Annotated in this window: 13 protein-coding genes; 9 read left to right on the forward strand and 4 right to left on the reverse strand. The window is 75.6% G+C overall.

Annotated features, from left to right (window positions below; translation table 11 throughout):
• The first annotated feature begins 93 nt into the window (after positions 1-93).
• The 4 genes from BKA21_RS04185 (at position 94) to BKA21_RS04200 (ending at position 7,297) form a co-directional block, all read left to right on the forward strand.
• Positions 94-1,047 (forward strand): DNA-3-methyladenine glycosylase family protein, encoded by a 954-nt coding sequence (locus BKA21_RS04185; RefSeq protein WP_140458500.1) that lies wholly within the window; start codon positions 94-96, stop codon positions 1,045-1,047.
• 149 nt (positions 1,048-1,196) lie between these two features.
• Positions 1,197-2,195, forward strand: coding sequence for a DUF4349 domain-containing protein (locus BKA21_RS04190; RefSeq protein WP_140458499.1), 999 nt, complete (start codon positions 1,197-1,199; stop codon positions 2,193-2,195).
• A gap of 243 nt (positions 2,196-2,438) precedes the next feature.
• Complete coding sequence (locus BKA21_RS04195; RefSeq protein WP_140458498.1) at positions 2,439-4,349, forward strand: DUF4914 family protein; 1,911 nt, start codon at positions 2,439-2,441, stop codon at positions 4,347-4,349.
• Between the two features lie 200 nt (positions 4,350-4,549).
• Entirely contained in the window at positions 4,550-7,297 is a 2,748-nt protein-coding gene (locus BKA21_RS04200) for a cation-translocating P-type ATPase (protein WP_140458497.1), read from the forward strand.
• A 24-nt stretch (positions 7,298-7,321) separates the two neighbouring features.
• Here the strand turns inward: BKA21_RS04200 and BKA21_RS04205 are convergent, their stop codons facing one another.
• A complete protein-coding gene (locus BKA21_RS04205; protein ID WP_239072918.1) occupies positions 7,322-7,681 on the reverse strand; it encodes a hypothetical protein in 360 nt (119 codons plus the stop codon).
• Positions 7,682-7,778: 97 nt separating this feature from the next.
• Here BKA21_RS04205 and BKA21_RS04210 point away from each other — a divergent pair, with 97 nt between their 5' ends.
• From BKA21_RS04210 to BKA21_RS04225, 4 genes are all read left to right on the forward strand, one after another.
• Positions 7,779-8,756 (forward strand): phosphodiester glycosidase family protein, encoded by a 978-nt coding sequence (locus BKA21_RS04210; protein ID WP_140458496.1) that lies wholly within the window; start codon positions 7,779-7,781, stop codon positions 8,754-8,756.
• 10 nt (positions 8,757-8,766) lie between these two features.
• A complete protein-coding gene (locus BKA21_RS20100; RefSeq protein WP_140458495.1) occupies positions 8,767-9,879 on the forward strand; it encodes a bifunctional glycosyltransferase family 2/GtrA family protein in 1,113 nt (370 codons plus the stop codon).
• Positions 9,880-9,979: 100 nt separating this feature from the next.
• Positions 9,980-11,371: a hemolysin family protein gene (locus BKA21_RS04220; protein ID WP_203793512.1), complete on the forward strand. Its 1,392-nt coding sequence runs from the start codon at positions 9,980-9,982 to the stop codon at positions 11,369-11,371.
• Positions 11,368-12,387, forward strand: a complete 1,020-nt coding sequence (locus BKA21_RS04225; protein ID WP_140458493.1) for a CNNM domain-containing protein — start codon at positions 11,368-11,370, stop codon at positions 12,385-12,387. The genes BKA21_RS04220 and BKA21_RS04225 overlap by 4 nt, the downstream gene beginning before the upstream one ends.
• Before the next feature lie 58 nt (positions 12,388-12,445).
• Here BKA21_RS04225 and gtfA read toward each other — a convergent pair whose 3' ends face one another.
• The 3 genes from gtfA to BKA21_RS04240 form a co-directional block, all read right to left on the reverse strand.
• Positions 12,446-13,954: a sucrose phosphorylase gene (gtfA, locus tag BKA21_RS04230; protein ID WP_140458492.1), complete on the reverse strand. Its 1,509-nt coding sequence runs from the start codon at positions 13,952-13,954 to the stop codon at positions 12,446-12,448.
• Between the two features lie 146 nt (positions 13,955-14,100).
• Positions 14,101-15,582: a glutamate synthase subunit beta gene (locus tag BKA21_RS04235; protein WP_140458491.1), complete on the reverse strand. Its 1,482-nt coding sequence runs from the start codon at positions 15,580-15,582 to the stop codon at positions 14,101-14,103.
• 168 nt (positions 15,583-15,750) lie between these two features.
• A complete protein-coding gene (locus BKA21_RS04240; protein ID WP_140458490.1) occupies positions 15,751-17,025 on the reverse strand; it encodes an esterase-like activity of phytase family protein in 1,275 nt (424 codons plus the stop codon).
• A gap of 144 nt (positions 17,026-17,169) precedes the next feature.
• Between BKA21_RS04240 and BKA21_RS04245 the strand changes: the two genes are divergently transcribed.
• On the forward strand, positions 17,170-17,973 hold the full coding sequence (locus BKA21_RS04245; RefSeq protein WP_373308202.1) for a glycerophosphodiester phosphodiesterase family protein: 804 nt from the start codon (positions 17,170-17,172) through the stop codon (positions 17,971-17,973).
• The last annotated feature ends 6 nt before the right edge of the window (positions 17,974-17,979 follow it).

Genomic DNA, 17,979 nt, shown 5'->3' on the forward strand with positions numbered 1-17,979 from the left:
TGACGTTCTCTCGACCGAACGCCGCTGAACCGTCAAAGATCAGCCCGATCGCCCGCGCCCGCAACCGCGGGTGAAAACCCGTACGGTCGACGGATGACGACGCCGCACCCGCAGCGCGACGCCCGGCCCGCACCCGTGCGGGCGTCACCCGTGACGGTGACGCGGGTCACCCCGGTGGACGCACGTGCCGTGCTGGTCTCCGTCGGCGCCCGCGCGGTGCCGGGCGTCGAGGAGGTCGTGCCGGACGCGGCACCGGCCGACGACGGCCCGACGCCGGGTGCGGCCGGCCGCACGACGGGGGGCGCCGCGGGCACCGTGCGCCGGCTGGTCGACCTCGGTGCCGGGCCGACGCCCGTGACGGTCCGCGTGACCGCCGACGGCGTGAGCGCGACCGCCGACGCCCCGGCCGCGGCCACCGGGGCGCTGCTCGACCGGTGGCTCGGCCTCGGCGACGACCTGGCGGCGGCGCACGCGCACCTGGGGCGGGACCCGCGGCTCGCGCCGCTGCTGCGGTCCCGCCCGCACCTGCGGGTGCTCGGGCACCCCGACGGGTTCGAGGCCGCCGTGCAGGCGGTGCTCACGCAGCAGGTGACCCTGGCCGCGGGGCGCACCTGCGGCGGACGCCTCGCGGCGGCGTACGGCACGCCGGGGCCGGACGGGCTGCACGCGTACCCCGCGCCGCAGGTGCTGGCCGCCGCCGACCCGCTGGCGCTGCAGGCGGTGCTGCGGGTGCCGCACGCGCGTGCCCGTGCGGTGCACGCCCTCGCCACCGCGTGCGCCGACGGGCTGGTGCTCACCCCCGGCGCGGACGTCGCGCACGTGCGCGCGCGGCTGCTGGCGCTCCCGGGGATCGGCCCGTGGACGGCCGACGTCGTGGCGCTGCGGGCGCTGGGCGACCGGGACGCGTTCCCCGGCGGCGACCTCGTGCTGCGCCGGGTGCTCGACCTGCCCGACCCGAAGGCGGTCGCCGCCGTCGCCGGACCGTGGTCGCCGTACCGGGCCGTCGCGGCGACGCACCTGTGGGCCGCGGCCGGGTACGCGGACTGACGTCCAGGTCACGGTGCGGTCTCGGCCGCGCGTCGGAACGGGCGCCAGGTCACGGCCAGGTCACCGTGACGGGGTGATCCGGTGCCGTTCCGGTCACGATCGCGCCAACCGTCGACGTCACGGGCCCGAGGTGCCTACCGTGGCCAGGTATGACGAGGACCACGCGCACCGCCCGCCCGCCCGCCCCCGAGGCCGCTGCGCGCCTCGCCGCCCACGCCCCGGGGGAGGCGCCCGGGGCACGCCGCGCCCGCGGGCGACGGCGCGCGCTGGCCGGCGCCGCCGCGGCGGCGCTCGTGGCCCTGCTCGCCGCGTGCAGCAGCGGGGACGACGGGGCCGGCGGGTCGTCCGTGGAGATGGCCCGGCAGGACGTCGCCGAGGAGATGGACGCCGTGGCGGCGGACGAGGGCGGCGACACGTCGTCGAGCGGCGAGGACGAGCGGCAGGTCGTGCAGACCGGGGACGTCTACGTGGCCGTGGCGGACCCGCACGAGGCCGTGCGGCAGGTCGTCGCGCTGGTCGAGCGCGTCGAGGGCCGCGTCGACGACCGGTACGAGCGGGCGGGCACCGAGGACGACCCCGGGAGCGCGCGCCTGACGATCCGGGTGCCGGCCGGCACGGTCGACGAGGTCACCGCCGAGCTGGACCAGATCGGCGTGGTGGAGGAGCTGACGATCAGCCGCGAGGACGTCACGGCGGCCGCCGAGGACCTCGACGCGCGCATCTCGGCCACGGAGGTGTCGGTGGCGCGGATGGAGGACCTGCTGTCCCGGGCGCGCACGAACGCCGACGTGATCGCCGCCGAGGAGGCCCTGACGCAGCGGCAGTCGAACCTCGAGCAGCTGCGCTCGGAGCGGGCCCGCGTGGCCGACCGGGTGGCGCTGTCGACGCTGCACGTGGAGCTGTACCCGCCGGCGGGCACGCCCGTCGCGCAGGCCGGGCCGCGCACGTTCCTCGACGGGCTGGGGTCGGGCTGGGCCGGGCTCGTGGAGGCCGCCCGCGCGACGCTCGTGGTCGTCGGGGTCCTCCTGCCCTGGGCCGCGGTCGTCGCCCTCGTCGTCGTCCCGGTGGTGCTCGTGCGGCGGTCCCGGCGCCGGCGCGCCGCGGCCGCCGCCCCGACCGCGGCGGCGCCGGTCGGCGACCCGGCCTGACGCCCGGGACCGCGCCGGCCCACCGGACGGACGACACGCCGGGGCCGGGCACGCCGGGCCCGGGCCCGGCCCGGCCGAAGGTCCCACGACGAACGGGGTCGAGCGGCCGTAACGTCCAGGTCAAGAGCACGCCGCGCCCGGGGACGACCTCCGCGTGCGCGACGACGCTCGGCCGGGCCGCCCACGCACCCGCCCACCGCGAGGGCGCACGCACCCGGTCGCACCTGCGACGAAGGAGCTGCCGTGAGCGTCACCGTCCCCGAGAGCCTGCTCGACGTCTCGTTGCCCCCCGAGGTGCGCGCCGCGCTCGAGAAGTGCCCGCGCATCATCGTGCCCGCCACGCGGGCCGAGCTGTACGAGCTGTGCCTCGGCCCCGACGGCGGCCCCGTGTTCACCGTCGAGTACGAGGTCGACGGCCGCATGGTGCCGGAGGCGACCGTGACGCGCTGCCGCAACGGGCTCGCCGTGAACTACCCCGAGGACTACATGCGCCGGCGCGACCCGGACTGCATGCGGATCGCCGACGACCTGCCGACCGACAAGCCCCGCTACCGCGACGTGTTCGGCACCGGGTTCGACGACACGCGCCAGGAGACCCTGGACTGGCTGGCCACCCAGGAGCTCGTCGTCGTGCCGTTCAAGGCCGGCGGCCCCGTGCACGGCTACCCGTCGCTGGCGGTCGTGCCCGTGAGCTCGGCGTTCTTCGCGCTCACCCTCGTGGACCTGCAGGGCTGGGTGACGTTCGACGAGGTCGGACCATTCACCCCGCGGTCGATCCTGTACTGCGCCCCGCCGTTCCGGCACACGCACTTCGAGGGCCGCCAGGTCGTCGTGCACAACCGCTCCACGACCCTGCACGAGGTGTGGGCGTACAACCTGTACCCGGGACCCAGCGCCAAGAAGGGCGTGTTCTCGGTGCTGCTCGACATCGGCGAGCAGGAGGGCTGGCTCACGGCCCACGCCTCGAGCGTGCGCGTGACGACGCCGTACGAGAACGAGACCGTGATCATGCACGAGGGCGCCTCGGGCGGCGGCAAGTCCGAGATGTGCCAGGAGATCCGCCGCGAGGACGACGGGCGCATCCTCGTCGGCACCAACGTGGTCCGCGACGAGCCGTACCACATCCTCCTCGGCGAGACGTCGGCGCTGGCCCCCGTGACGGACGACATGACGCTGTGCCACCCGTCGATCCAGAAGGGCACCCGCAAGCTCGTCGTCGCCGACGCCGAGGCCGGCTGGTTCGTCCGCGTCGACAACATGACGAGCTACGGCGAGGACCCCGCGTTCGAGCGGGCGGTCATCGACCCCGACCAGCCGCTGGTGTTCCTCTCGATCGACGGCGTCGCCGACGCCACCGCCCTGCCGTGGGAGCACACGCTCGACTCCAACGGCAAGCGGTGCCCGAACCCCCGCGTGGTCATCCCCCGCAGCTCGGTGAAGAACGTCATCAGCGAGCCCAAGGAGGTCGACGTCCGCACGTTCGGCGTGCGGATGCCGCTGTGCACGCGGGAGAACCCGAGCTACGGGATCATGGGCATGATGCACGTCATCCCGCCGTCGCTGGCGTGGGTGTGGCGGCTCATCGCGCCGCGCGGGGACAAGAACCCCTCGATCGGCGAGAGCAAGGAGGTCAAGAAGGCCCTCAAGCACGGCGGCATGGTCGCCGAGGGCGTCGGCTCCTACTGGCCCTTCTCCACCGGCACCAAGGTCGCCGCGGCGAACCTGCTGCTCCGCCAGCTCGTCGAGAACGACCGCACCCGGTACGTGCTCACGCCCAACCAGCACATCGGCGCGTACAAGGTGGGCTTCTCCGCCGAGTGGCTCACCCGCGAGTATCTGGCGCGGCGCGGCGGCGGGCGCATCATGCCCGAGCAGCTCACGCCCGCGCGCTGCTCGCTGTTCGGGTACCGGCCCAAGGAGATCAAGCTCGACGGGCAGCAGATCCGCCCGACGCTGCTGCAGCCCGAGTACCAGTCGCAGGTGGGCCTCGAGGCCTACGATGCCGGCTGCGCGATCCTCACGGGGTTCTTCAAGGCCGAGCTCGAGCAGTTCCTCACCGACGACCTCGACCCGCTGGGCCGCCGGATCATCGAGACCGTCCTGGCCGACGGCACGATCGACGACTACGTGGCCCTCACACCGCTGTACGTGTGACGCCCTGACCTGCGCCGCCCGTGCCGTGCGGGCGACGCGACCCGCGTCCGGGCCACCCGCCCGGCCGCCGTGCGAGGCCGCACCCCGACCCCGGGGTGCGGCCTCGTGCCACACCCGCCCTCCCCCGCGCCCGGGCCGGGCGGCCGTGCCACGATGCACGTGCCAGGCACGTCGACGACGTCCGACCCGAGGTGAACCCGATGGCACCGAGCCCGGCCGACCGCACGGCGTCGCAGACGCTGACGGCGGACCCCGCACCCGACGACCCGCGCCCGTACGCCCGCACGCCCGACGAGGTGCTCGCCGCCCTGGGGTCGACGCCCGACGGGCTGGGCACGGACGACGCGGCGCGGCGTCTGGACGAGGCGGGCCCGAACCGCCTGCCGACCGCCGCGCGCACCCCGGCGCTGCTGCGCTTCCTCGGGCACTTCGACGACGTGCTCATCTACATCCTGCTCGCCGCGGCCGTGCTCAAGGCCTTCCTCGGCGACTGGGTCGACTTCACCGTGATCCTCGTCGTCGCGGTCGCGAACGCGGTGGTCGGGTTCGTGCAGGAGGGGCAGGCCGAGCGCGCGCTCGACGGCATCCGCACCATGCTCTCGCTCGAGGCCACCGTGCGCCGCGACGGGCGGTGGGGCGACGTCGACGCCGCCACGCTCGTGCCCGGCGACGTGGTGCGCGTGCGCGGCGGCGACAAGGTGCCGGCGGACGTGCGGCTGCTCGAGGCCACCCACCTGCAGGTCGACGAGTCCGCGCTCACCGGGGAGTCCGTGCCCGCGGTCAAGGACGTCGCCGCGGTCGGCGAGGACGCGGGCGTCGGCGACCGGTCGAGCATGCTCTTCTCGGGCACGATCGTGTCCGCCGGGACCGGGCTGGGTGTCGTGACGTCCACCGGCGCCGGCACCGAGATCGGCCGCATCCAGGCCCTCATCGCCGAGGTCGACCACCTCGACACGCCCCTCAAGCGCCAGCTCGGCCGCCTGGGGACCCTCCTCTCGCGCGGGATCCTGCTGATGGCGGCCGCGATGCTCGTCATCGGGCGGGTCGTGCACGACTTCGACACCCCCGACCTCATCTCCGCCGCGATCGGGTTCGCGGTCGCCGCGGTGCCCGAGGGCCTGCCCGCGCTCGTCACCATCACCCTCGCGCTGGGCGTGCAGCAGATGGCCCGCCGGCACGCGATCACCCGCAAGCTGCCCGCGGTCGAGGCCCTGGGATCGGTGACGACGATCTGCTCGGACAAGACCGGCACGCTCACCAAGAACGAGATGACCGCGCGGACCGTCGTCACCGCCGGCGGCACGTACGGCGTCGAGGGGCTCGGCTACGACCCGCAGGGCCGGGTCACGCCGGAGGGCGCCGACGCACCGGCCGACCTCGCCGCGCACGGCGACCTGCACGCCCTCCTCCTCGCCGCCGCGCTGTGCAACGACGCCCAGGTCGTCACGGACGAGGACGGGCGCTGGCGGGTCGTGGGCCAGCCGACCGAGGGCGCCCTGCGGACCCTGGCCCGCAAGGCGGCGGTCGACCTCACCGGCACCGCCCGCCTCGCCACCGTGCCGTTCGACTCCGCGCACAAGTTCTCCGCCACGCTCGACACGCTGGCCGACGGCACGCGCCAGGTGCACGTGGTCGGGGCGCCCGACCGCCTGCTCGACCGCTCGACCGCGCAGCGCGGACCCGACGGCGCACCCGTGCCGCTCGACCAGGAGCACTGGGAGCGGGCCGTCGACGAGCTCGGCGCACGCGGCCTGCGGGTGCTCGCGGCGGCACGCCGTCCGGCCGCCGCGGGCGACGACGCCCTCGAGATCGACGACGTCGACACCGGCCTGGTGTTCCTCGGCCTGGTCGGCATCGTCGACCCGCCCCGCCCCGAGGCGGTGGCCGCGATCGCCGAGTGCCACCGCGCCGGCATCGCCGTGAAGATGATCACCGGCGACCACGCGGGCACCGCCGTCGCGATCGCCCGCGAGCTGGGCATCGTCCCGGCCGGCGAGCAGGTCCAGGCCCTGACGGGCCCCGAGCTGGAGGCCATGAGCCAGGAGGACCTGCGCCGGTGCGTGCGCGAGGTCGACGTGTACGCGCGCACCAGCCCCGAGCACAAGATCCGGATCGTGCGGGCCCTGCAGTCGCACCGCGAGGTCGTCGCCATGACCGGCGACGGCGTGAACGACGCCCCCGCGCTGACCCGCGCGGACATCGGCATCGCCATGGGCATCAAGGGCACCGAGGCCACCAAGGAGGCCGCCGAGATCGTCCTCGCGGACGACAACTTCGCCACCATCGAGCGGGCCGTGGAGGAGGGACGGCGGATCTACGACAACATCCGCAAGTCCGTCGTCTTCCTGCTGCCGACCAACGGCGCGCAGTCCCTCGTCATCCTCGTCGCCGTGCTGCTGGGCCTGACGCTGCCGCTGTCGCCCGTGCAGATCCTCTGGGTCAACCTCGTCACCGCCGTGACGCTGTCCCTCGCCCTGGCGTACGAGCCCGCCGAGCCCGGCATCATGGACCGCCCGCCGCGCTCCCCGCGCGAGCCGGTGCTGTCGCGCCGGGCGCTGGCGCTCGTGGTGTGGGCGTCGCTGCTGATCGGCGGGACCACGCTCGCCGTGTACCTCGTGGAGAAGGACCTGGGCGCGTCCGACGGTGTGGCGCAGACCAGCGCCGTGACCATGCTCGTGCTCGGGCAGATCGCGTTCCTGTTCTCGTGCCGGTTCCTGCACCGCTCGAGCCTGACGCCGCGGGTGCTGGTCGGGAACCGGGTCGTGTGGGTGGCGGTCGGGTCGCTCCTCGTGCTGCAGCTCGTGTTCACCTACGCGCCGTTCATGAACGACTGGTTCGAGTCCGCGCCCATCGGCCTGCGCGACTGGGGCCTGACGGCGGCCGTGGCCGTCGGGGTGCTGCTGCTCGTCGAGGCGGGCAAGGCCGTCACGCGTCGCATCCCGGCCTGACGCACGGGGCTGCGCACCGGCCCCTCACGGGCCCGGGCGCGCCGGCGGCACGAACCAGCTCACCGAGCGCGCCACGTCGCCCGCACGCAACCACGTGTGCCGCTCCGAGCGCGGGTCGGTCTCCCTGTCCCGCCACGCGACCATGACGTGCGACCGCGTCCAGCGCACCGCCCGGGCCGGCCGCCACTCCTCCACGCCGTCGGACCACACGACCCGCACGATCACCGGCACGTCCCCCTGCGGCCGGGTCGGGATGCCGTCCGGCACCTCGCTGTTGGCCACGTCCCGGCGCTGACCTGCGAACCCGCCCCCGCGGGCCCCGGCGGGGGTCTGGCCGGCGGGCGCGCCCGGGCCCGGCGCGGGGGTGGCGGTGCGGTCGGGCATGGTCCGAGCGTATCGAACACATGTTCGATCCTGGCTCCCAGGCGGCGCACATCACCCGCACGGGGACCTCACCGGGCACGTCCGTACACCTGACCCCATGGACCCCCGCACCCCCGCCCCGCCCCCGCCCGGCCCGGCTGCCGGCACCCCGCCCCGACGCCTCGGACGCACCCGGCGCGCCCGCGGCCGCGTCGCCGCCGTCACCGCCCTGGCCGTCGCGCTGCCGGCCGGCGGCGCCACGTGGTGGGCCCTGGACCGGTTCGTCGTCGAGCACGTCGAGATCGCCGACGTCCAGGCCTACGAGGCCGCGCAGACCGGCACCACCACGACCGACGCCGCGGCGTCCGCCGAGGGCACGAGCGTCACCGTCTCGACCGTGACCACCGGCAGCGGCGACGCGACCGTCACCTACTACGTCGCCGACGTCGTCCTCGGCGACGCCACCGCCCTGCGGTCGGCGTTCGCGCAGAACGAGTTCGGCACGAACATCACCGAGACGACGTCGCAGATGGCCGAGGCCAACGACGCCCTGCTGGCGATCAACGGCGACTACTACGGGTTCCGCGAGACCGGCATCGTCATCCGCAACGGCGTCGTCTACCGCGACCAGGGCGCCCGCGAGGGCCTCGTGCTGTACCGCGACGGCACCATGGAGGTCTACGACGAGACCACGACGACCGCGGACGAGCTCGTCGCCGCCGGCGCGTGGCAGACCGTCTCGTTCGGGCCCGCGCTCGTCGACGACGGCCAGGTGCTCGACGGCATCGAGGACGTCGAGGTCGACACCAACGTGGGCAACCACTCCATCCAGGGCGACCAGCCGCGCACCGCCATCGGCATCGTCGGCACCAACCACCTCGTCATGGTCGTCGTCGACGGCCGCTCGCCGGGATACAGCGCGGGCGTCGGCATGACGGAGCTCGCGCAGATCATGCTCGACCTCGGCGCCACGACCGCGTACAACCTCGACGGCGGCGGGTCCTCGACGATGTGGTACGACGGCGAGCTCGTCAACGACCCCCTGGGCCGGGGCGAGGAGCGCGGCACCTCCGACATCCTGTACGTCACGGGCTGAGGCGGCCGCCGTGATCGTCCTCGTCCCCGCCTACGAGCCCGACGCCCGGCTCGTGACCCTCGTGCATGACCTGCGGGCCGCCGCGCCCGACCTGCCCGTCGTCGTCGTCGACGACGGCAGCGGCCCGGCGTACGCCCCCGTCCTCGCCGCCGCCCGCGCCGCCGGGGCGGAGGTGACCGGGTACGCCGGCAACCGGGGCAAGGGCCACGCCCTGCGGCACGGGTTCGCGCACGCCCGCGCCGCGCACCCCGGGCACGACGTCGTCACCGCCGACTGCGACGGCCAGCACGCCGTCGTCGACGTCCTGCGCGTGGCCGCCCGCGCCGCCGCCGAGCCCGGCGCCGTCGTCCTCGGGTCCCGCCTCTTCGTCGACGAGGTGCCGTGGCGCTCGACGGTCGGGAACGTCGCCAGCCGGCTGCTGCTGCGCGCCGTCACCGGCATGCGGCTCGTCGACACCCAGACCGGGCTGCGCGCGTACCCCGCGGGCCTGCTGCCCTGGCTCGCGCAGGTGCCGGGCGACCGGTTCGAGTACGAGCTCGAGGTGCTGCTGCGCGCACCCGGCGCCGGGGTCCCGGTCGTCGAGGTGCCGATCGCCACGATCTACCTCGACGGCAACGCGTCGTCGCACTTCCGCCCCGTGCGCGACTCGGTGCGGGTCATGGCGCCGCTGCTGCGGTTCGCGGCGTCCTCGCTGGCCGCCAACGCCGTCGACACCGTGATGCTGCTCGTGCTGCAGGTGCTGACGGGGTCGCTCGGCGTGGCCGTGGTGGGGGCGCGCGCGGTGTCGGCGACCGTCAACCACGCGGTCAACCGGCGGCACGTGTTCGGGCGCGCCCGCGTACCGTGGCGCGTGTCGCTGGCCCGGTACGCGGCGCTCGCCGTGACGCTGCTGGGCGCGACGTGGGTGCTGCTGGCCGCCCTCACGCACGCCGGGGTGCCCCTGCTCGTGGCGAAGATCGGCGCCGACGTGACGCTCCTGTGCGTGAGCTACGGCGTGCAGCGGGCCTACGTGTTCGCGCACCCCGCCCCGGCCGGGGCTGTGGGTGCGGCCGCCGCCGCCGACGCCGTCCGTGAGACCGTGGGAACCGGTGGGGCGCGTCGCTCGTTCCCCCGCCGGACCTGACCCCTGACCCGGAAGAGATGATGGACCCCGACAGTCCCGGCCACAGTCGCCGCCCTCGCCCCCGCACGCGCACCACCACCCACCGGGGGGTGAGGGTCTGATGTGGGTCCTCTCGCTCCTCCTGGGCGTGCTCGTCGTGCTGGCCATCACCGCCGTCACCGGGTACTTCGTGGCCCAGGAGTTCGGCTACATGTCCGTCGACCGCTCGCGCCTGGCCGCCCGTGCCGACGCCGGTGACGACGGCGCCCGCCGCGCCCTGCAGGTCACGCGCCGCACGTCGTTCATGCTCTCGGGCGCCCAGCTCGGCATCACCGTCACCGGCCTGCTCGTCGGCTACGTGGCCGAGCCGCTCATCGGCGAGTCCATCGGCGAGGCCCTCGGCGGGCTGTCCGTGCCCACGGGCGTCGGCGTCGCCGTCGGCACCGTCCTGGCCCTGCTGCTGTCCACGTTCGTGCAGATGCTCTTCGGCGAGCTGTTCCCCAAGAACCTCGCGATCGCCCGCCCGGAGCCCGTCGCCGTGGGCCTGGCCCGGTCGACGACCGCGTACCTGACGGTGTTCGGCTGGCTCATCCACGTGTTCGACTCCGCGTCGAACCTGCTGCTCAAGGCCCTGCGCATCGAGCCCGTCCACGACGTCGAGCACTCCGCGACGGCGCGCGACCTGGAGCACATCGTGCAGGACTCGCGCGAGAGCGGTGACCTGCCCCGGGAGGTCGCCGTGCTGCTGGACCGCATCCTCGACTTCCCCGGCAGCGACGTGGAGCACGCCATGGTGCCCCGCAGCCGGGTCGGCACCGTGGAGCCCGGCACCACCCTCGACGAGCTGCGCACCCTGATGAGCACCGGGCACTCGCGCTACCCGGTGCTCGACGACGAGGCCGTCACCGGCGTCGTCCACCTCGCCGACGTGCTGCGCTGCACCGACCCCGCCGCGACCGCCGCGACCCTCGCACGCCCCGCGGTGCTGGTGCCGACGTCGATGCCGCTGCCCGACGCGCTCCAGCTCATCAGCGGCGGCGACAATCGGCTGGCCTGCGTCCTCGACGAGTACGGCGGGTTCGCCGGTGCGCTCACCCTCGAGGACGTCGCCGAGGAGCTCGTCGGGGAGATCGCCGACGAGCACGACCCCATGGAGTCTGAGCTGACCGCACGGTCCGACGACGGCTCCTGGGTCGTGGCCGGCGACGTGCACGTCGACGAGGCCGAGCGCGCCCTCGGGCGCGACCTGCCCCGCGACGACTACGAGACCGTCGCCGGGCTGACCATCCACCACCGCGGTGCGCTGCCGCTGGTCGGCGAGGTCGTCGACGTGCCGCTGCCCGCGGACCCGGCGCTGCTGGCCGTCACCGACAGCCCACCGCAGGACGTCCTGCGGGTCGAGGTCCTCGCGCTCGCCCGGCACGTGCCCTCGCGGCTGCGGCTGACCGTCGTCCCCGACCCCGCGCACGCCGACCCCGGCACCGCCCGCACCACCCCGGAGGACGCCCGATGAGCAACCCGTGGGTCGTGCTGGTCGCGACCGTCGTCATCATCGCCCTGTCCGCGTTCTTCGTCGCCGTCGAGTTCGCGATGCTCGCGGCACGCAAGCACCGCCTGGAGGACGCCGCGGCGTCCAGCCGCTCCGCGCGCGCCGCGCTGCGCAGCTCCTCGGAGCTGACGCTGCTGCTCGCGGGCAGCCAGCTCGGCATCACCGCCGCCACCCTGGCGCTCGGCGCGATCACCAAGCCGGCCGTGCACCACTGGCTCACGCCCGTGTTCGAGACCTGGGGGTGGCCGCTGTGGGTCGCGGACGTCGCCGGGTTCGTGCTGGCGCTGGTCATCGTGACGTTCCTGCACCTCGTCGTGGGCGAGATGGCGCCCAAGTCCTGGGCGATCGCGCACCCCGAGACGTCGGCGACGATGCTCGCGCTGCCCATGCGGGCGTTCATGTGGGCGACGCGGCCGGCGCTGCGCGCCCTCAACGAGGCCGCGAACTGGTGCCTGCGCCGGGTCGGTGTCGAGCCCGTCGACGAGATGGCCGTCGGGTCGGACCCCGCCTCGCTGCGCCACCTCGTCGAGCACTCCGCGAACGTGGGCGCCCTGGACGCGGGCTTCGGCCGGCAGCTCTCGCAGGCGCTGGACCTGCAGCGGCTCACCGTCGGGGAGCTCGTCGACCCCGCCGCCTCGCCGGTGGGCGTGCCCGCGGCCGCGACCGCGGCGGACGTGCAGCGGGCCTCGCTGGGCAGCGGGCACCTGCGGATCCTCGTGCAGGACGCGGGCCGGTTCACCGGCACCGTGCACGTGCGCGACACGCTCACGGCCGACCCGGCGACCCCGGTGGCGGGCCTGGTGCGGGGCGTGCCGACCCTCGCGGCGTCGACGCCGGTGGCGCAGGCGTTCGCGACCATGCGCGACGGCCGGCACCACCTGGCCGTCGTGGAGGGCGCACCCGGGGCCGACGGCCCGCGCGTGGTCACGCTCGCGGACGTCCTCCAGCGCCTCCTCCCCCGCACCACCACCCCCGCCTGACCTTCACGACCCGGCGGCCGACCCCTCCCGGGGACGGCCGTCGGGTGGTGTCCGGGCGTCAGGGGTGGGTGGCCAGGGAGAGGAGGTCGGGGGCGTGGTGGGGGGTGCCGTCGGCGTCCGACCAGTCGAGGGACGCGCGTGCCGCAGCCAGGTCGATGCGGGCCGTGAACGTCGCCGCCGGGTGCGCCGCACCCCGCCGCGCGAGCGTGAGGATCGAGCCCTCGACCCGCACGCCGACCTCGTCGGAGTCGAACGCCGGCACGCTGCCGCGCAGCCGGCACAGCGCCAGCAGCGCCCGCACCACCGGGCGGGACAGGTCGGCGTCCAGCTCCGCCGCCGTCCACACGTGCCGGTTGATGTCCCGCCCCACCCCGGTGCGCGCCAGCAGGTCGAGGTCGTTGCGGCCCGCGAGCGCGCCCACGTAGTAGACCTGCGGGATGCCGGGCGTGAGCAGCTGGACGGCGCGGGCGGCGAGGTACGCCTGGTCGTCGCCGCCGAGGGCGTCGTAGTAGGTGGAGTTGACCTGGTAGAGGTCGAGGTTGGAGGCCGCGGCGCCGGTGGCGCGGGCGCTGGCCCCGCCGGTGCGGCGGTGGATCTCCTCGACGAGCGCGTCCAGCTGGGGCTCGGTGAGCAGGCCCGGGCGGGGGTCCTCGCCGGGTTCGACCGTGCGGTCGGCGCCGACGTCGATGACGCCGATGCCGTCGTGGGTGTCGAGCACCGTGACGGCGTTGCGGGGACGGACCTGGAGCCAGTGCGCGAGCGGCAGGGGGTCGCCGGTGTAGAGGGCGTGCAGCACGAGCGGGGGCAGCGCGAAGTCGTAGACGAGGTCGACGGACCGTCCGATGGCGACCTGCTGCTGGTAGTAGGAGTGCACCTCGACGAGGACCTGGACGCCGCGGGCGCGGGCCTGCGCGGTGAACTCGTCGATGAAGGCGAAGGTCTGCGGGGTCATGAAGCACGTGGTGCCGGGCGTCTTGACGGCGTAGCCGACGGCGTCGAGGCGGACGAGGGTGACCCCGGCGGCGGCCACGGCGTCGAGCACCGACGTGAGGTAGGCGCGCCCCGCGGGCGAGTGCACGTCGACGTCGACCTGCTGGGGCGTGAACGTGGTCCACACGTAGCGCAGCCGGTCGCCGAGCCGCAGCGCCGTGAACGGCAGGCCGGGGCGGGGCCGGTAGATGCGGGCGAGGTCCTCCTCGCGCGCGCCGTCGGGGAACACCGAGGACATCGTGAGGAACATCGACGCCCACTGCGACGCGTCGCCGCGCTCGCGCACGTCCCGGAACTGCGGGGAGTCGGCCGAGACGTGGTTGACGATGAGGTCGACCATGACGTCGTGCGTGCGGGCGAGGTCGCGCACGTCGTCCCAGCCGCCGAGGCGGGGGTCGACCTGCGTGTGGTCGACGGGGTCGAAGCCGGCGTCGGCGCCGTCGTAGGGCGTGAAGAACGGCAGGACGTGGACGCCGGTGAACGCGTCGCCGAACCTGTCGCGCAGGACGCGGGCCAGGCCGGGCAGGTCGCCGCCGAGCCGGTCGGCGTAGGTGATGAGCTGGACCCCGTCGCGCACTGCTCCTCCTCGCGTCCACGTCGTCGTGGTGCGCGGGCGGCGCTGCGGTGCGTCGTCCGCTGGTGGCGACGCTAGCGGCCCCGGCGCCGGTGCGCGCCCCGGGCGCGGGGTGATCGCCGCGACGGCCCGACCGGGTGCGGCGCGGGTCAGCGCGCGGGCACGGCGAGGGGGCGGGTGCCGGCGCGCACGGGCGAGGGCAGCGCGGTGGCGCCCATGAGGAACCGGTCGACGGACGCGGCGACGGCCCGCCCCTCGGCGATCGCCCACACCACGAGGGACTGGCCGCGGCCGGCGTCGCCGGCGACGAAGACGCCGGGCGTGCCGGTGCTGAAGTCGTCGGCGCGTGCGACGGCGCCGCGGGGGGTGCGGGTCAGGCCGAGGCCGTCGAGGAGCGGGCCGGGCTCGGCGCCGGTGAACCCGAGGGCGAGGAGCACCAGGTCGGCGGGGAGCTCGCGGCGGGTGCCGGGCACGGGCACGAACCCGCCGTCGCGGGCCTCGACGTCCTCGACCTCGACGGCGCGGACCGCTCCCGTGCCGTCGTCGAGGACGCGCACGGTGCTGGTGGCCCACACGCGGACCCCGCCCTCGTCGTGGGACGTCGAGGTGCGCAGGATCCGCGGGTAGGCGGGCCACGGGTCGGCGTCGGTACGGGTCGCGGGCGGGGCGGGGAGGATCTCGACCTGCGTGACCGTGCGCGCCCCCTGCCGCAGGGCGGTGCCGACGCAGTCGGCGCCGGTGTCGCCGCCGCCGACCACGACGACGTCGCGGCCGGTGGCGAGGACCTGGTCGGCGACGGTCGCGCCGTGCACGACGCGGGTGGCCTGCGTGAGGTAGGTCATGGCCTGCTCGACGCCGCGCAGCGCACGGCCGGGCACGGGCAGGTCGCGGGGCACGGTGGAGCCGGTGGCGACGACGACCGCGTCGTAGCGGGCGAGCAGCTGCGCACCGGTGACGTCGGTGCCGACGCTCACGCCGGTGCGGAACCGGGTCCCCTCGGCGGTCATCTGCGCCAGGCGGCGGTCGAGGACCTGCTTCTCGAGCTTGAACTCGGGGATGCCGTAGCGCAGGAGCCCGCCGACCGCGTCGTCGCGCTCGAGGACGACGACGGTGTGCCCGCTGCGGGTCAGCTGCTGCGCGCACGCGAGCCCGGCGGGGCCGGAGCCGACGACCGCGACGGTGCGTCCGGTCAGGCGCTGCGGGACCTGGGGCTCGACGAGCCCGCGGGCGAAGGCCTCCTCGGCGAGCGCGACCTCGACGTGGCGGATCGTGGTGGGCTCGTCGTGCAGGCCGAGGACGCACGCGGCCTCGCACAGGGCCGGGCAGACGCGGCCGGTGAGCTCGGGGAAGTTGTTCGTGGCGTGCAGGCGGTCGGCGGCCTGCTCCCAGCCGCCGCGCCACACGAGGTCGTTCCACGCGGGGACCTCGTTGCCCAGCGGGCACGCGGCGGCGCAGAACGGCACGCCGCAGTCCATGCAGCGGCTCGCCTGGCGCCGGACCATGGCGACGTCGTCGTCGTGCCCGGACCGGTGGGCGTGCACCTCGGCCCAGTCCTGCAGGCGCACAGGCACGGGACGGTCGACCGGCAGCTCGCGGTGCCGGTGCGTGAGGAAGCCACGGGGGTCGGCCACGTCGCACGCTCCGCTCAGGGTCGCAGGGCGCCCGGGGTGCGGCGGCGGGCGTCGCCGCCGCGCCCGGGCGTGGTCCCGACGGTAGGCGGGCGCAGGCGGGCGTCGGCGGGCCGGAGGTCCCGGTCGCCGACGCCTGCCGGACGCCGGGCGTCCACGGTGCGGGACGCGTCAGCGGGTGCGGCGCAGCTCGACGAGCACCATCTCCGTGTCGTCGGGGGTGCCGGGCACGCGTGCGGCGTTGCCCGGGTAGTTGTTGTCGTTGGCGAGCAGCAGCCGACCGTCGCGCAGGCGCACGACGGTCTCGAACGACTGGACGGCGAACCGGAACGGGTCGCCGGTGCCGTAGCCGTCGCCGGCCCCGATCCCGTACGGGTTGGCGATCGCGAGCGCGTCGAGCACGAGCTCCTTGCGCAGGTACCCGTCGGCGTCCTCGCGGCGCAGGTCGACGCGGTAGACGCGCTTGACGGCGGCGGCGGGGCCGTCGAGGTTGTCGCGCTCGACGACGAGCAGCTCGTGCCCGCGCACCCAGAACGCGTCGCCGACGAGGTCGCCGACCTGGTCGGTGCGGTAGTCCCAGGTCCGGCCGGTGTAGCGGCCGCGGCGGGTGTCGAACTCGTGCACGACCCGTCGGCTCTGGTCGGGGTCGGCGAGGTACGCGTTCTCCAGCACGGGGTACAGGTACCGTCCGTCGCGCAGGCCGCCGAGCGCCTCGAAGCCGGCGGACGCCCGGACGGTCGGCTGCTCGCCGGCGCCGAGGTAGGGGTTCTGCGGGGACGTCGCACCGGGCAGCGGCACGGGCGGGGCGAGCACGCGTCCCGTCGCGGAGACGTGCACGAGGAACGGTCCGAACTCCTCGCCGATCCAGAACGTGCCGTCGGGTGCGCGGACCACGGACTCGACGTCGAGGTCCGCGCCGGTGAGCAGGCGCTGCGCGGTGCCCTCCCGCTGGATCGGGAAGCCGATGTGCCCGTCGGGGTCGCGCAGCTGGACGTGCCCGGTCAGGTGCAGCTCCCCGGACCCGCCGCGGCGGGTCTGCCAGTCGGGGTCGACCCGGTACAGCCGCAGCAGGAAGTCGCCGGAGTTGGCCTTCGTGCCGAAGCCGTTGTCGGGCAGCGCCCAGAACGTGCCGTCACCGGCGTCGACGACCCCGGAGAACCCGGGGACGACCTGCCCCGCGAACGGTCCCTGCCGGCCGTTGGCGGGCGTGGCCAGCGCGCCCGAGGGCGGTCCGGCGGCGAGGTGGTCGGCGGGCAGGGTCGCGCGGGCGACGAGCGTGGGGACCGTGGTGGCCCCGTGCGCACCGGCGGCGGCGTCGGGCGCCGCGGTCGCCGCGGCCGGGGCGAGCAGCCCGGGGACGGCCGCGGCGGCGAGGGCGGCGGTGAGCAGGAGCGCGACGCGGCGGCGCGACGGGCTCGTCGTCAGGCGGGGCGTGGGTCGTCTCATGCGTCCCACCGAAGGGGGCGCGGGCCACGGCGCGACCACGTCCCGGTGCGCAGCCGGTGACCATCGGGTGAATTCACCCGATGGTGGTCACACCCGCCGCGCACCGGCCTCGCACGAGGGCCCGGGACCCGCCAGGGTGGAGCCGTGGACACCCTGCCCGCGCACGCCGCCCCGGGCCCGGCGCACCCGTACCTCGACGCCCCGGGCGGGGTGGTCGCGCTCGCGCACCGCGGGTTCTCCCTCGACGGGCGCGAGAACTCCCTCGCCGCGTTCGCCGCCGCCGTCGACCTCGGCTTCGGCTACGTCGAGACCGACGCGCACGCGACGTCCGACGGGGTCGCCGTGGCGCTGCACGACGAGAGCCTGGACCGCACGACCGACGCCGAGGGCCTCGTCGCCGAGCTGCCGTGGTCCCGCGTGCGGCACGCCCGGATCGGCGGCACCGAGCCCGTGCCGACCCTGGAGGAGGTGCTCGGCACGTGGCCCGACCTGCGGGTCAACGTGGACGTCAAGTCCGAGTGGGCGATCGCGCCCGTGGCCGCGGCCGTCGAGCGCACGCGGGCGCACGGGCGGGTGTGCGTCGCGTCGTTCTCCGCGGCACGGCGGCGTGCGACGCTGGCGCTGCTGACCCGCCCTGTGGCGACGTCGGCCGGGACCGGGGAGGTGGCGCGCTTCGTGCTCGCGCACCGGCTGCGGCTGCGCCGGCCCGCGGCGGGCGCGCTGCGCGAGGTGGACTGCGTGCAGGTTCCCGTGGCGCAGGGCCGGGTGCGCGTGGTCGACGCCGGCACGGTCGCGGCCGCGCACGCCGCCGGCCGGCAGGTGCACGTGTGGACCGTGAACGACCCCGGGCAGATGCACCGGCTGCTGGACCTGGGCGTCGACGGGATCGTCACCGACCGCGCGGACCTGCTGCGCGACGTGCTGCGCGAGCGCGGGACGTGGTCCTGAGCGCGT

The sequence above is a fragment of the Cellulomonas oligotrophica genome, from assembly GCF_013409875.1.
Lineage (GTDB): Bacteria > Actinomycetota > Actinomycetes > Actinomycetales > Cellulomonadaceae > Cellulomonas > Cellulomonas oligotrophica.